The sequence below is a fragment of the Nostoc sp. FACHB-892 genome, assembly GCF_014698795.1.
Classification (GTDB): Bacteria; Cyanobacteriota; Cyanobacteriia; order Cyanobacteriales; family Nostocaceae; genus Nostoc.
This window is the reverse complement of sequence record NZ_JACJTR010000014.1, coordinates 134,012-148,129: the sequence shown is the minus strand read 5'-3', so window position 1 is coordinate 148,129 and position 14,118 is coordinate 134,012. Positions and strand designations below refer to the sequence as shown.

Here is a 14,118-nt window from a genome sequence, read left to right as displayed (position 1 = left end):
GAGAGTGGAGCAGTAATGCTTCAACTCTTGACAATTATTATTAACGTTCATATAAAACATGGGTAAAATCCAACTCGGTGTCACTTTTGTGGCTGCTGTGGTAGTCAGACTTACTGATCTGGCATCAAGATTGTCAAGGAGAATGAAAAGCAATGTGGCGATCGCAGCACTTGTTGCGATCGCAGTGCTAGCCGGACATACTGTATCGGCACAGATAACGCCACCCTCCCAGCCACTGGCTTCGCTAAAGACCGTGCCGATTCCAGGGCCAGACTATACAGGCTACGTAAGGGATAAGAGCAAAGCGATCGCTTTGGGAAAGGCTCTTTTCTGGGATATGCAGGTCGGCAGCGATGGCAAGACATCGTGTGCTACTTGTCATTTCCATGCCGGAGTAGACAACAGAATTAAAAACCAGCTTAATCCAGGGATTTTGCGCGTGGATGCCAGCGGCAATCCGAATCCTGATCAGACTTTCAGTCTCGGAGGGCCAAACTACACCCTGAAGGCGGCAGATTTCCCATTCCACAAACTAGCAGATGTAAACAACCGTAACTCCGCCGTTATTTCTGACGTTAACGATGTCGCCTCTTCGCAAGGAGTCTTCAATACTAAATTCTTGAGTACCACTCCTGGTAATCCTCAAGACAATGTGACTCAACTCGACGATCCAATCTTCAACGTGGGAGGTATCGAAACCCGCCGAGTAGAGCCGCGCAACACACCGACCACAATTAATGCGGTGTACAATTTCCGTAACTTTTGGGATGGACGAGCTCAGAACTACTTTAATGGGGTGAATCCGTTTGGATTAAGAGATCCCAACGCCAAGCTTTACAAAGCAGTAACTTCTCTAACATCACCACAACAAGTCAGTGTGAAGCTCAAGAATTCATCTCTAGCTTCCCAGGCAGTGGGGCCACCTCTTAGCTCATTTGAAATGTCTGCTGACGGTCGCACATTTCAGGATGTCGGTATAAAGATGGTTGGGAAACGAAACCTACTGAGAGGTCTAAAGCTTCCAAGGGATCTTGGTAAAAAATTATTTTCCCCTAATTTGAAACCACTTGCACAACAGGAGGTGGCAGTTGACGACAGTACCTTAGGTATTTACAGAGCGCCTAATGGAAAAGGACTGAAGAAAAAGTACAAGCAGCTGATTGAAGATGCCTTCCAGCCACAGTGGTGGGATTCTTTATGGTCAATTCAGGTTGATAAAAATGATGGTAGCCGACAACCCGTCCTCTTGGGCGCGAGGAGTCTTGTCGATCCAAACAAGAATACATATACGCTAATGGAGTACAACTTTTCGCTTTTCTTCGGGCTAGCGATTCAACTGTACGAGTCCACACTAATATCTGACAATGCGCCTATCGACCAGTACTTTGATGGCAACAAAAACGCCTTAACTTCTCAACAATTGAGGGGTAAACAGCTTTTCGAGGGAGCGGCTAAATGCATCAACTGTCACGGTGGGGCAGAATTCACCAACGCTTCCGTGAAAAACGTGCAGAATCAACGACTCGAAGACATGATACTAGGGGATGGACAAGAAGCCGTCTATGACAACGGCTTTTACAACATTGCGGTCAGACCCACTACAGACGACTTAGGCGTGGGTGGTAAAGACCCCTTTGGTAATCCCCTCTCAGAGTCGCGAGTAGCTCAACAAGGCAAATTCCGGCAGCTTCTCGGTGTAGATCCCAATATCACGGTCAGCCCCAACCAGAGAATAGCCGCAGACGGAGCCTTCAAAACGTCCACACTTCGCAATGTGGAACTCACCGCACCGTACTTCCACAATGGAGGGAAATTGACCCTCAAGGAAGTGGTTGAATTTTACAATCGGGGTGGTGACTTCCACGAGCAGAACATCGGAAATCTGGATGCGGATATTGAAAATCTTAACCTGAGCGATCAGGATAAAGATGACTTAGTAGCCTTTATGAAGGCGCTTACTGACGAGCGAGTTCGTTATGAGAAAGCGCCCTTCGACCATCCGCAGTTGTTTATTCCTAATGGACATCCAGGAAACGAAGCCTTCGTCACCAACGATGGCACTGGTAAAGCCACAGATGCCTTGATAGAGATCCCATCTGTTGGTCGTAATGGTAGCAGGACTCCGCCTGCTAACTTCCTTGCAACTCCCTAAAGGCTAGAGGTAAATTTTATCCTTAAGAGGGTGTTTACAACAAACACCCTCTTATTTGACCACTAAGTAAGCGTTAATAAATTAAAGGTTTATAGTAAGTGGCTCCAGGCATGACTACAAACCTTTAATTTATTTTGCTGTTAAGTGACAATAATCTTGATTCGGATACAGCTTATGCCCTGGTCCAAATTATCAAAGCAACTACCATTATTTGCTAGAGTGAAAATTAAAATACTATATGGATAGCAAAGAACTAGCGCAATACATCGAAGCAACTGATAGCATCACTAAACCTTGGCTATTGGTACAACTGCGCCTCAAAAAATTGCAAGAGCGTCGAGCTACCCTTACAAACGATGTCTACACCAAAGAATTAGAAGACATTTACCAAGACATGATGAATTTGGGGGAATGGTGGCGCGGTATTGAAGATGAGGTATTTTAAAGTTATGAGTTTTCCTAACTTTTAACTCTTGCACAGACGCGTAGACGCTCGAAGAGCGGCTTCTCGTAAGAGTATAATCGCGTCTCTAATCCTAACTTCTAACTTAAAACGCAACCTGATGGCTCAAGCTCTCGATCAAGTCGATTACGATACTCTCGATGCCGCAAAACGACGCTTCATTGATGCCGCAAAACGCACGCTTGGCTTTGCAAGCGCCTATGGCATCGTGCCCGCATCGGGTCTTGGAGCAAGTGCTAACGCTTTTAGCTTTAACCTCGCTCCCTTTCTAGAGGCGGGGGCTAGAGAACTTTCGATGACACTTGTCCCCGAAGGACTGGGCACAGCAGACGATACTCGACCTGATGACCTTTCTGAAGAAGAACTTCGACGATTTTGGTGGAACATCGGTATCAAGATTATTTCGTGTCTTACGAACGATGCCGCAACTTCCGGTATGCAGACTATACTTCTCGGTTTATATCTACCGTCGAGTACTCCAGAAACCATCTTCACTCCTGCCTTCCTTGATGGGTTTTTGGATGGAGTAGTTGAGGGGTGCAAACGAGTTGGGTGTGTGTATCTCTCAGGGGAAACTCCTCAACTAAAAACGAAGATGATTCCAGGCCGGCTTGACATCGCAGGCTCGGTTTTTGGGGTCATGCCGGTTGGTGTTGCTCCCGTTGATAGTTCGCGTCTGGATGCCGGAAATACTATTGTTCTTGTTGAAAGTTCGGGGCCCCATGAGAACGGCTTTACCCCACTGCGAAAGCTTGCCGAGTCGCTGCCTGACGGGTACAGAACAAAACTTCCAAGTGGGCAGGAGTTTTGGGAAGCAATGAATGCCGCCTCGTATCTTTACACGCCGCTTGTACAGGCGGTGCTTGGTGAAGGAATTCGTCCCACTGCGATGGAGAACATCACTGGACATGGATGGCAAAAGCTGATGCGGTCGGTGAAGCCCCTGCGGTATGTCATCGAAACGATGCTTCCAGTGCCGGAGATTTTTGCCTTTGTCGAGGGTCATCTTGAGGGCGGAGTCGAGACAATGCTTTCTGTGTTCAATTACGGAGCAGGATTTGCATTCTATACAGAGTCGCAGCAGGATGCAGAGAGGATCGTTATCCTCGCAAAAGAACATAAGCTCACGGCTGTGATTGCCGGAAGGGTCGAAGCATCCCTTAACCGCGAGGTTGTGGTAGAACCGCTTGGGGTGACCTTGAAAGGAGATACTTTTGGGATTGCGCGAGGAGTATAATGCAGCCCAGGCGTAGGCATAGCCCGTCGTAGACATCGCTAGTTTTCTGGGTATACACTCACTTATGCGATGCCTGCGGCGGGCTACCGCTACGCTGAACTAAATTAGATAAAATTAGTGAAATTACTGAAATAGATTATTTTCTATACACAAAATATACTTTTATTCCAGGGGTATTAGAGAAAATTATTCTATCAAGCCCTTGCCAATAAGTCATTTAGCAAAAATTGTATAGGTGTATTTATAAAACTTTATATGCGATATTTATTACCACTTAAAATTAATGTAGTCCAAAATACGCATGACTACTGAGGTTAAGATTTGCTAACGTAGTCTTAACATATTGAAAAATTTGCTGAGAAAGCTGAGAAAGTAGCAGCTAATACTAATTTTTAGTGCTGAGTCTTTCTCATCTGTAGATGTGCCATTTTAGTGTGTTAAAAAGATATATTTTTGTTCAGAGGGGGTTATGGCTGTAAATTTGGCCCGAACTACTGCTTCCACAGAACTTTTGAAGCAAGTATTCCAAAACATTGATGCACAAAGTTGTCCAAGGTTATTCAACTTTCATATGCACACTGTCTACTCGGATGGCAGGTTGCAGCCGAGTGCATTGATGGAGCAAGCGATCGCTATTGGTCTAAAAGGGTTAGCCATTACTGATCATCATAGTATTATCGGCTATCAAACATCACTTGCTTGGTTAGAAGACTGGAAGTGGAATAATCCTGGTGCAAGCACTCCTTACCTGTGGAGTGGTGTAGAAATTAACGCCAACCTTTTGGATATAGAAGTTCACATTTTGGCTTACGCTTTTACACCAGAACACCCTAGTATGAAGCCTTATCTACTAAGAAGGGCGACTACAGGTCAAGAATATCAAGCAAGTAACGTGATTGCTGCTATTCATGAAGCCGGGGGATTAGCAGTTCTAGCTCATCCAGCTCGTTACAAGCGATCGCTTTTTGACTTAATTCCAGCTGCGTCCCAAAAGGGCATCGATGGTGTGGAAACTTTCTATGCCTACAATAACCCTAACCCTTGGAAACCCAGCGTATTGGAATCAGAACAAGTACAAAAGTTGGCTGATGAATACTTTCTTTTCAATACCTGTGGTACTGATACCCACGGTTTGAGCTTGCTACAACGTTTGTAAAGATGAATCGATCAGTTAAGTGTGTTCAGAGATTTTCGATCCCCCCAACTAATTTAAAAAAGGGCTTAGTTCTCCCTTTTTTAGCAGGCTTAGGGAGGATCAAATCTCAATCCAAGTGTATTGCTTCAAAGCCGATTCTTAGTTGGGATCACAATCATTGAGAAATAGGGTACTTCGGCTGGATCAACTTCATCTAAGGGTAGGATGCGTTGCTGTGTCGTTGATGCCCGTTCAATATATCTTGCCCGTGATGCTAGCCCTAATTTATGGAGAATATCTCGTACTTTGGTAAAATGACGACCTAACTTCATAATTGCTGCTGCATCAGTCATCAATAGATGTGTAGTTAGTTCTTCTGCTGGCAATGGAGCAGGTAAGACTGTGAGAATATCAGTGTAATAGGTGAAAGGTACACCTAAGGCTACCGGACAAGCCATCAGTGAAGAAACTCCAGGGACAACTTCTGTTACGTACTGATCAGATAAGCGTGTGAACAGGTACATGAACGAGCCATAGAAAAATGGATCTCCCTCACACAGTACTACAACATCTCGACCTGCTCCTAAATGGTCGGCGATTGGTTCAACTTCCTTGTCATAAATAGACTTTGCCTTTTCTGGCTCCAAAGCGCGGGGAAGGTGAAATAGCACCTCAATTTGATTACCAGGAAGATACTGCGCCACGATCGCTCTAGCAATACTTTCTTTATCTGTGGCTGATTGATAGGCTACCACAGGAGCCGCACGTAATAGGCGCAGTGCTTTCAGAGTCAATAGTTCGGGATCGCCTGGCCCGACACCAATTCCATAAAGACGACCTTTGGTTTCCATATTCATTCTTCCTCCGTTGCCAGGGCGTTAACTGCTGCGGCTGCGATCGCACTCCCACCGCGCCGACCATGTAATGTTAAAAATGGTACATTCCTGCTGTCTGCTACTAGTGCTGCTTTCGATTCGGCTGCACCGACAAACCCCACTGGAAAGCCTAAGATAATCGCAGGTTTCGGCACTCCTTCATCGAGCATTTCTAACAGCCTAAACAGTGCTGTGGGCGCATTACCGATTGCGATCACCGATCCTTCAAGGTGCGATCGCCATAATTCTAAAGCTGCTGCCGACCTTGTAGTACCCAGACGCTGGGCAATTTCTGGCACTTCCGGCTCGTTGAGGGTACAGATAACTTGATTATTTACAGACAACCGCCGCCTGGTAACACCATCAGCAACCATCCGGCAATCACATAGAATTGGCGCTCCTGCTGCTAGTGCTGCCCTTGCGGATTGTACTGCTGTTGGTGAATATCCCAAGTCAGTGACAATATCCGTCATTCCACAGGCATGAATGAGACGCACAGCAACTTTTGCTACATCTGGCGGTAGTACATCTAGATTCGCTTCTGACCGGATGATTGCAAAAGAATTGCGGTAAATTTCGTTAGCATCTCGGATATAGTCTGGCATTCGATTTGGGATTTTATATTTTGGATTGACCGATGAAAATCGAAAGGCTCAGATTGCCGACTTCTCTAAAAAGTTGGGAATCTTGTTGTTCACGAATGATTTAGGAATAATATTAAACAACTCGTGTAATTGGGCGATCGCATATCGATTAGCAAATTTCCCAAAAGACTCATCAGAATTTAGACGTTGAATTTTATATACATATAGCATCCGCTCTATTAATGCAGGTAATTCGGCAAAAGTTACATTTTGATATAATTCACGTCCGAATTTCTCCTTGCTGTCACCAACATAAATGTGATAGCCTTCCACAGTTCCATTGTCACCCTCAATGCTGACACCAAGCAGAGTAATATCACTCTTGCTATGCTGGGCGCAGGATTTTTCGCAGCCAGTGAAGTGGATATTAACAGGGCAATCCAGAGTAACGTGAGTTTCAAGATACTCTGCTAATGCTAATGCATGATCCTTGGTGTCCGTGGCAGAAGCGGCGCAACCTTTTTTTCCAGAACAGGCAACTAATGCACTTTTGATGTTGGTTGCTGAGGAATCTAATCCTAAGAAAGCAATTTCACTTTGGACATCAGCAACCCATTGCTCAGGAATATCTGTTAAGAGCAGATTTTGCCAGGGGGTTAATCGAAGAGTGCCACTACCGTATTTCGTTGCTAAATCTCCTAAACCCCGCATTTGGTTACTCTCCAATCGTCCAAGGGGTAAGACGACACCAATGTAAAACAAGCCTTGCTGACGTTGGGGATGGAGGCCAATATGCTGATACTTAGTATTTGACCTCTCCCCCAACCCCTCTCCTTGTAGGAGAGGGGAGAATTCCTCCCCCTTCCCTTGTAGGGAACGGGGTTGGGGGGTTAGGTCACTGCATAAAAGAGAAAAAGGTAGACGCTGCTGAACTTCCTGGAGATAATTTTCACAACCCAAAGTATTCAATAACTCTAAGAGACGTAGCCGACGCTTACTTGTAGTATTACTATGAGCTAGATAGACCTCTGCCAAAGCTGTCAAAACGGGCAAACATTTTTCTGGTGGTAACAAAATTCCCATATCGCTGGGCGGTTGACCCTTTGCGCCGACACTTAAATGGAGGCGGAAGTAAACATTACTGTTAACTAAGACAGCAGCAAATAGGATATCATTCAAGCGATCGCACACCCGAATTATCCCACCACCATCAAAGCAAACGCTAAATTTCGCCGACAGTCCCGAAAGCGCCGGATGTGCAGCAATATAATCATCCCAACTTTGGACAAAAGGGCGGGTGTCGATTAATTCTAGCGGGTCGATACCAGCAGTTGGGCTGCTCATAATATTACGGATGTGGTCTACAACAGGATTACGAGAACCTAGTTCCATATCCTGTAAGTGTTTCAGAACCTCAGCATTAATCTCTGTGCGGATTTCGCGGACTTGTAGATTAGCTCGATTAGTCACATCTACATAGCCGCCACCGTGCTGTTCTGCTATATCTGCGATCACACGGCACTGCTGACTACTAATAATTCCACCTGGTATTCTAATGCGAGATAATATACCATCGGCGGCGGGTGTAGCATAAAACAAGCCAGGACAAGTGGCAAATTCAGAAAGCAAATTTGGAACTCCTTCCCCGTGCAACGCAGGGAGTAGACGGTGAGTGTGTCTTCTCTGACATCTTGAGAGTTGGCATTCTGACTTGGGTGATCCCATCACAGCTGCGGCACAGTCCCGGAATTTCACCGGAGTTTCCCAACTCCAAGCTTTAGTAATTTAGCACGAGAACGTAGTCAGAAGATTTAACGCTTCATATTTTGAATCAACTTATCCATGCCCAAAGATGTGAGTTCGACGGCTCATGTAGTAACCGCCTAATTAGTTTAATAAAAAAAACCTCTCCCTGGTTTTGCTACACAAAACTGTCTTTTTCTGAGTCGGAGAGGGACAGATTTGAACGAAAAACATAATTTTGAGCCACTTTCCAATAGCGCGAGAACCGCTTGAGGTCAATATAGCCATCATAGTCAAAAAATGGTTCTACTTCTAGTACTTCCACTGCTATCGAACCCTCCACTTGATTGCAGATATCATCAAATCGGGGACTGGGACTGTTAGCTGTCACTACTAAATTCGCATCATGTTCTTGAGTAAAAGCTAAAATTTCTTGTGCCACATTACCACGACGGATAACAACAGGTAACTCCAGCAAACATTCGTAGATGAAAGCGATGCGTTTGAGACTCAGTTGCCATTCCTCTATCAAAGCCTCATCCCAAACCCAGATAGCTGGCGCATCGGCATATTTCTGTAGTACAGGGTTGTATGGACTAAGGCAATCTCCATGTATCCAAACAATTGGTTTATTCATCTTTTTTGGTCTTTTATCTTACTTTTTACCTTTCTTTGCACGCTGCCAACTTTGGCTATTGGCTTGTTTGCTAAATTCCCCTTTGGGAAAAAGTCGCTGTTCTAATTCTTCATAGCTGCCTTCAAAATCACAATGACCGTAAAGGGGACATTTCTGGCAATAAATGCCTTTGGTGTAGCGTTCTAAATTTTCACGGTTGAAAAAATACGGTTTTTGACTAAAGGTGCTGGCAACCCACTGCCATGACATATTATTACTAGCAGGATCTCCATCTAGAAGGTGTTCGAGAAACCATTTTGCTCCTGCTTGCCAACGAATACGCAGCCAATGGACAATGTAAGCTGCTAGCCACATTCGGGCGTGGTTATGTAGATAGCCAGTTTCTTTCAAGTCACGGCTAAAACTGTCGATGCAAACCCTACCTGTGGTTCCTTGTCTGATATCTTGCGGCAATTCGGGTGCATATTCAGCCACAGTGTAACCAGTTTTGTACTCTTCCTGGTCTTTCCAGATTTCATCTCCTAACTTGACATACAACCGTTGCCAGTAGTCGCGCCAGCCTAACTCGTTAATTAATTTTGTAGCATCATTTTGCTGCTGTACCCGTTCAAGGACATAATCTCGAATTTCTCGCAAACTCAAAACGCCATAACGAATGTAAGGCGAAAGTCGCGTGACTGCACCTGCGAAAAAATTACGTGTTTGCGCGTAGCTTACTGCATCGATTTGTTGCAATGCTTTCTGTGCAGCTTTGCGTCCCCCTACCGTTTCACTGATGTGGCGATCGCGTTGCGCCGCATCTGGGAATTGTTCGCGGAGGTAGGCTACCAACTCATCGCGGTTGGTAAATTCGCGTTGCATATCTTTAGACATTGTAAGCAAATATAAATAAGTGGGTAGGCATAGCCTGCCGCAGGCGATCGCTCAATATATGTACAATTCTAAAGCGATCGCAATCTCTCACACACCCATCATGAGTAACATTCCCCAAGTCGGACAACCAGCGCCAAATTTCTCTACTCTTGACCAAAATGGCAATTCAGTCACTCTCGACGATCTCAGCAGTCAGTGGGTTGTCCTCTACTTCTATCCAAAAGATGACACACCCGGTTGTACCACCGAAGCGAAGGATTTCACCGAGTTGTATCAAGACTTCAGCGAACTAGGAGCGAAAATCTTAGGCGTTAGTCCAGATTTGGGTAAGTCCCATTGTAAATTTATCAGCAAACATAACTTGTCAATCACCCTCTTGAGTGACCCAGAACATATTTTGATAGAAGCTTACGGCGCTTGGCGCTTAAAAAAATTTATGGGCAAAGAATATATGGGTGTTGCTCGGTCAACTTTCCTAATTTCACCTGATAAAATTATTGTCTATACTTGGCCAAATGTGAAAACCAAAGGTCATGCTCTGGAAGTTTTAACTAAATTACGGGAATTAGCAGCCACATAACGCGACTGAATGCAGGTATAGTTACAGCAATGCTACGTGAATCATATTTATAGTAATAAAGCAGGATGTGAGCAGCTTATTTGAGCAAGCGATCGCTGATGCACTGAACTCAGCCAATCCTCAAAAAGTTCTGGAAGGCAAAGTCGCTAATGCTATCATCCAGGCAGGGTTTGATTTAGTTAGTTTTAATAAAACAGTAGGTTTAAATGGCGAAGTCGGTGAAATCGATGTGGAAACCAGCAACGCTATCATCGAAGTAACAACCTAAACTGCTCGAAAGTTGAAGCAAGTTCAAAAGTTGATATCAAACTCTGATTTTAATCCCTTGAACAAGCCAGTTATTCTCTATGCACCCAATTATAAATTTACTCCGGTTCAAGACATCATCGCTACAGGCAGTTATGTAGTTTGCAGTCAAATTCAAGAACAATTCTGGTTGTTAGTAAGTGAATCTAAAAGGTCTAGCTTTTCTCTTTTAGAAGCCGTACCTCAAGCACTTGTTTATATGTTGGCTAATCCTAATCAAGACAAACCTACTTTTGGATTAGTAACAAATGGTAGTGATTTTATTTTCCTGAAACTTGCCAAAGGGAATCAGCCAAAGTATGCTATATCTGACCAATTTACACTTTTAAAACGAGAAAGTGAATTGTATCAAGTTCTAAGTGGATTAAAAAATTTGAGTCAAACTTTAAAATAATTATGTCTATTCGTCCTATATACCTTGATTGTCACGCTACTACAGCCGTAGATGAACGAGTATTAGCAGCAATGCTCCCCTACTTCACAGAAAACTTTGGCAACGCAGCAAGTATCGGTCATGTTTACGGTTGGGAAGCAGAAGCTGCTGTTAAGCAAACGCGAGAGATTTTAGCAGGGGCAATTAACGCCACTCCCGAAGAAATTGTTTTTACCAGTGGTGCAACAGAAGCGAATAATTTAGCTATTAAAGGTGTTGCTGAAGCTTATTTTAAAAAAGGTCAGCATATTATTACTGTTGCCACTGAACATAGTGCAGTTATTGACCCTTGTAATTATTTAAAAACTCTGGGTTTTGAAATTACTATTCTCCCAGTTAAAAAAGATGGACTGATTGATTTAAATGAGTTAAACAAAGCTTTCCGTCCTGAGACGATTTTGGTTTCGGTGATGGCTGCAAATAACGAAATTGGCGTTTTACAGCCTTTAGCAGAAATTGGGGAACTATGCCATGCTTACAACATCATTTTCCACACCGATGCAGCCCAAGCTATTGGTAAAATTCCCCTAGATGTGCAAGCGATGAAAATTGACTTGATGTCGCTAACCGCACACAAAGTATATGGCCCAAAGGGAATTGGGGCGCTGTACGTCCGCAGGCGCAACCCCAGAGTGCAACTAGCTCCCCAGCAGCACGGCGGCGGACATGAACGGGGGATGCGGTCTGGGACATTGTATACACCGCAAATCGTCGGCTTTGGGAAAGCTGTAGAAATCGCTTTGGCTGAACAAGCAACAGAAAACCAACGCCTCACCCAGTTAAGGCAAAGCTTGTGGTCACAGCTTTCCCAACTTGAAGGAATTCATCTCAATGGACACCCTCAAGAGCGATTGGCGGGAAACTTGAATATCAGCGTTGAGGGGGTGGATGGAGCCGCACTTTTGCTAGGATTGCAGCCAGTAATGGCGATTTCTTCTGGTTCTGCTTGTTCATCGGCAAGTACTGCACCCTCCCATGTTCTGACAGCACTGGGAAACCCCCAACAGCTAGCTTATGCCTCAGTGCGGTTTGGGATTGGCCGGTTTAATACCCAAGAGGAAATTGATATTGTGGCGAAACATGTGATCGCTACTATTCAAAGCTTACGTAAGACCTCTTTTATGGGTTCTCACCCAGAAAAGCAGCAATTTGATCTAGCTCCTGCTGATTGAGGCGAAATTCTCCAGCACCGATGATTCCTTCTACCTGTTTGGGATTGCGTGCGCCAACGATCGCAGCCGTCACCGCCGGATTGTTTAAAGTCCAAGCGATCGCTACTTCACAGGCGGAGCGATCGTGTTGCTTACCAATTTGCTGCAATACCTCAACTAACTTCAGGTTACGAGATAAACGTGGCTCCTGAAATTCACTGCTATTCTTGCGCCAATCATCATCTGGTAAATTGGCAACCCGCTCAGGTGTCATTTTTCCAGTAAGCAGCCCAGATTGCATAGGTGAATAAACAATCACACCTATGTTGTTTTCCTGACAAAAAGGCAGAATTTCGTTTTCGACATCGCGCTTAACCAGTGAATAAGGTGGTTGCAATGAGGTAACCGGTGCAATATTTTGGATACGTTTCAACTGTTCTACATTGAAATTTGAAACCCCAATATAGCGAACCTTACCCTCATCCTTGAGCTTAGAGAGAGTCGTCCAGCCTTCTTCAATTTCTGATTCTGGGTTAGGCCAGTGGATCTGGTAGAGATCAATGGTTTCAATGTCAAGTCGGCGCAAACTGGCTTCAACTTCCCGCCGCACCGAATCAGCCTTCAAACTGCGACCAATTTTGCCCTTTTCATCCCAAATCATCGAACATTTAGTGAAAATGTAGGGGCGATTAGATCGACCTTTGAGTGCCTTAGCAACAACCTCCTCCGAATGTCCCAGGCCATAGATAGCTGCGGTGTCAATCCAATTAACGCCGAGGTCAAGAGCGCGAGCGATCGCTTCCATTGATTCCTGATCATCCTGCGCTCCCCAACCAAAAGCCCATCCACCTCCACCGATCGCCCAGGCTCCAAAGCCGATTGGGGTAATGTGAAGCTCCGAATTACCGAGCTGTTTGGTTTGCATATCTATCATCTCCAAGAATTTTTGAGTCAATTGTTAGTTTAGGTTGCAAATATTTTCTCAACCGCTATCTGAAGTGTGAATGACTACTGGAGAAAACCCAACACCAAATCACTACTTATGTAGGATTACTAAATCCTAACGGTTGTATTGATACACACTACTTATACATTAGTACAGCACGGCGTAAATCCAGCTACTATCTCAATTAACAAGACAAGTGGTTCAAGCCCCAAAACAAATCGAGAGCGAATTCGGAAAACTTGACATCCTTGTGAACAATGCTGGGATAATCAGTGGTGGCGATCGCCTTCTACCCAGTCAAGTTAATATTGAAACACTCCAACACACTTACGATACAAATGTATTTGGAGTGTTTGCAGTTACAAAAACGCTGTTGCCACTTTTGAAGAAGTCAACAGCAGGGCGAATAGTTAATTTATCAAGTGGTTTAGGTTCTCTGACTCTAAACTCTGACCCAAATTATGATTTCGCTGATTTTAAGCTTCTTGCATATAACTCATCAAAGACAGCAGTAAATGCGCTCACAGTTCTGTTGGCTGCTGAACTTAAAGATACCCCAATAAAAATCAATGCTGCTGACCCAGGTTTCACAGCAACAGACATTAATCAATACCAAGGATATCGCACTGTTGAGCAAGGAGCGATCCCTACGGGGGGCTACGCCTACGCAGCAGTGAAACTTGCCACTCTACCTGATGACGGTTCTAGCGGAGGCTTTTTTGATGAGGATGGCGTAGTTCCCTGGTAGGAAGGAAGTAAGGGGGCAGGGGGCAGGGGGGAAAAACAGTAGTGTTGAGTCCAGAAATTGGGATAATTTATTTTTTGGAGTTCCCTAAGGGAGTATGGGGCATTGAGCAGGAGTTAGATAACTGGATGAATCCACCTTTTATCTCAGTTCATCCCCCTTGTCTGCTTGTTCTCTTTTCACCACTCCCCACTACTTCGGCTTCTCTACGAGACGCTACGCGTAGCTTGCTTCCCCGCAGGGGTACACTCAGTACAA

Annotated in this window: 14 protein-coding genes, 1 pseudogene and 1 riboswitch; of the genes and pseudogenes, 9 read left to right on the top strand and 6 right to left on the bottom strand. The window is 44.7% G+C overall.

The features are described 5' to 3' along the window. Positions 1–58: 58 nt before the first annotated feature. The 4 genes from H6G96_RS19675 (at position 59) to H6G96_RS19660 (ending at position 5,008) form a co-directional block, all read left to right on the top strand. Positions 59–2,152 carry a cytochrome c peroxidase gene (locus H6G96_RS19675; RefSeq protein ID WP_190913008.1) on the top strand — a complete coding sequence of 698 codons (2,094 nt, stop codon included), beginning with the start codon at positions 59–61 and terminating at the stop codon, positions 2,150–2,152. Between the two features lie 238 nt (positions 2,153–2,390). Beyond that, on the top strand, positions 2,391–2,597 hold the full coding sequence (locus tag H6G96_RS19670) for a hypothetical protein (RefSeq protein WP_190730431.1): 207 nt from the start codon (positions 2,391–2,393) through the stop codon (positions 2,595–2,597). A 118-nt stretch (positions 2,598–2,715) separates the two neighbouring features. Beyond that, complete coding sequence (locus H6G96_RS19665; protein ID WP_190913007.1) at positions 2,716–3,852, top strand: AIR synthase related protein; 1,137 nt, start codon at positions 2,716–2,718, stop codon at positions 3,850–3,852. A gap of 469 nt (positions 3,853–4,321) precedes the next feature. Beyond that, the gene (locus H6G96_RS19660) at positions 4,322–5,008 is read left to right on the top strand and encodes a PHP domain-containing protein (RefSeq protein WP_190913006.1); all 687 of its coding nucleotides are present in this window, start codon (positions 4,322–4,324) and stop codon (positions 5,006–5,008) included. A gap of 125 nt (positions 5,009–5,133) precedes the next feature. On the opposite strand, the gene H6G96_RS19655 is transcribed toward H6G96_RS19660, so the two are convergent. The 5 genes from H6G96_RS19655 to H6G96_RS19635 all read right to left on the bottom strand — a co-directional run bounded on the left by H6G96_RS19655 (position 5,134) and on the right by H6G96_RS19635 (position 9,699). Next, a complete protein-coding gene (locus H6G96_RS19655; RefSeq protein ID WP_190913005.1) occupies positions 5,134–5,838 on the bottom strand; it encodes a precorrin-2 C(20)-methyltransferase in 705 nt (234 codons plus the stop codon). A gap of 2 nt (positions 5,839–5,840) precedes the next feature. Then, complete coding sequence (locus tag H6G96_RS19650; protein ID WP_190913004.1) at positions 5,841–6,467, bottom strand: precorrin-8X methylmutase; 627 nt, start codon at positions 6,465–6,467, stop codon at positions 5,841–5,843. A 48-nt stretch (positions 6,468–6,515) separates the two neighbouring features. After that, positions 6,516–8,075, bottom strand: a complete 1,560-nt coding sequence (cobG, locus tag H6G96_RS19645; protein WP_190913003.1) for a precorrin-3B synthase — start codon at positions 8,073–8,075, stop codon at positions 6,516–6,518. Positions 8,076–8,124: 49 nt separating this feature from the next. Further along, positions 8,125–8,257: riboswitch (cobalamin riboswitch) on the bottom strand. 110 nt (positions 8,258–8,367) lie between these two features. Then, positions 8,368–8,826: a hypothetical protein gene (locus H6G96_RS19640; RefSeq protein ID WP_190913002.1), complete on the bottom strand. Its 459-nt coding sequence runs from the start codon at positions 8,824–8,826 to the stop codon at positions 8,368–8,370. A gap of 18 nt (positions 8,827–8,844) precedes the next feature. Continuing rightward, positions 8,845–9,699 carry an FAD-binding domain-containing protein gene (locus H6G96_RS19635; RefSeq protein ID WP_190913001.1) on the bottom strand — a complete coding sequence of 285 codons (855 nt, stop codon included), beginning with the start codon at positions 9,697–9,699 and terminating at the stop codon, positions 8,845–8,847. Between the two features lie 100 nt (positions 9,700–9,799). On the opposite strand from H6G96_RS19635, the gene H6G96_RS19630 reads away from it, so the two are divergent. From H6G96_RS19630 to H6G96_RS19615, 4 genes and pseudogenes are all read left to right on the top strand, one after another. After that, on the top strand, positions 9,800–10,279 hold the full coding sequence (locus tag H6G96_RS19630; protein ID WP_190913043.1) for a peroxiredoxin: 480 nt from the start codon (positions 9,800–9,802) through the stop codon (positions 10,277–10,279). 67 nt (positions 10,280–10,346) lie between these two features. Continuing rightward, positions 10,347–10,547: a hypothetical protein gene (locus H6G96_RS19625; protein ID WP_190913000.1), complete on the top strand. Its 201-nt coding sequence runs from the start codon at positions 10,347–10,349 to the stop codon at positions 10,545–10,547. A 150-nt stretch (positions 10,548–10,697) separates the two neighbouring features. Continuing rightward, a pseudogene (locus H6G96_RS19620) lies at positions 10,698–10,979 on the top strand (restriction endonuclease subunit R); the annotation flags it as partial. 2 nt (positions 10,980–10,981) lie between these two features. After that, positions 10,982–12,190 carry an IscS subfamily cysteine desulfurase gene (locus H6G96_RS19615; RefSeq protein WP_190912999.1) on the top strand — a complete coding sequence of 403 codons (1,209 nt, stop codon included), beginning with the start codon at positions 10,982–10,984 and terminating at the stop codon, positions 12,188–12,190. Here H6G96_RS19615 and H6G96_RS19610 read toward each other — a convergent pair. Then, entirely contained in the window at positions 12,138–13,094 is a 957-nt protein-coding gene (locus H6G96_RS19610) for an aldo/keto reductase (RefSeq protein ID WP_190912998.1), read from the bottom strand. The genes H6G96_RS19615 and H6G96_RS19610 overlap by 53 nt on opposite strands. Positions 13,095–13,311: 217 nt before the next feature. Between H6G96_RS19610 and H6G96_RS19605 the strand changes: the two genes are divergently transcribed. Continuing rightward, the gene (locus H6G96_RS19605) at positions 13,312–13,863 is read left to right on the top strand and encodes an SDR family NAD(P)-dependent oxidoreductase (RefSeq protein WP_347242251.1); all 552 of its coding nucleotides are present in this window, start codon (positions 13,312–13,314) and stop codon (positions 13,861–13,863) included. Positions 13,864–14,118 lie beyond the last annotated feature (255 nt).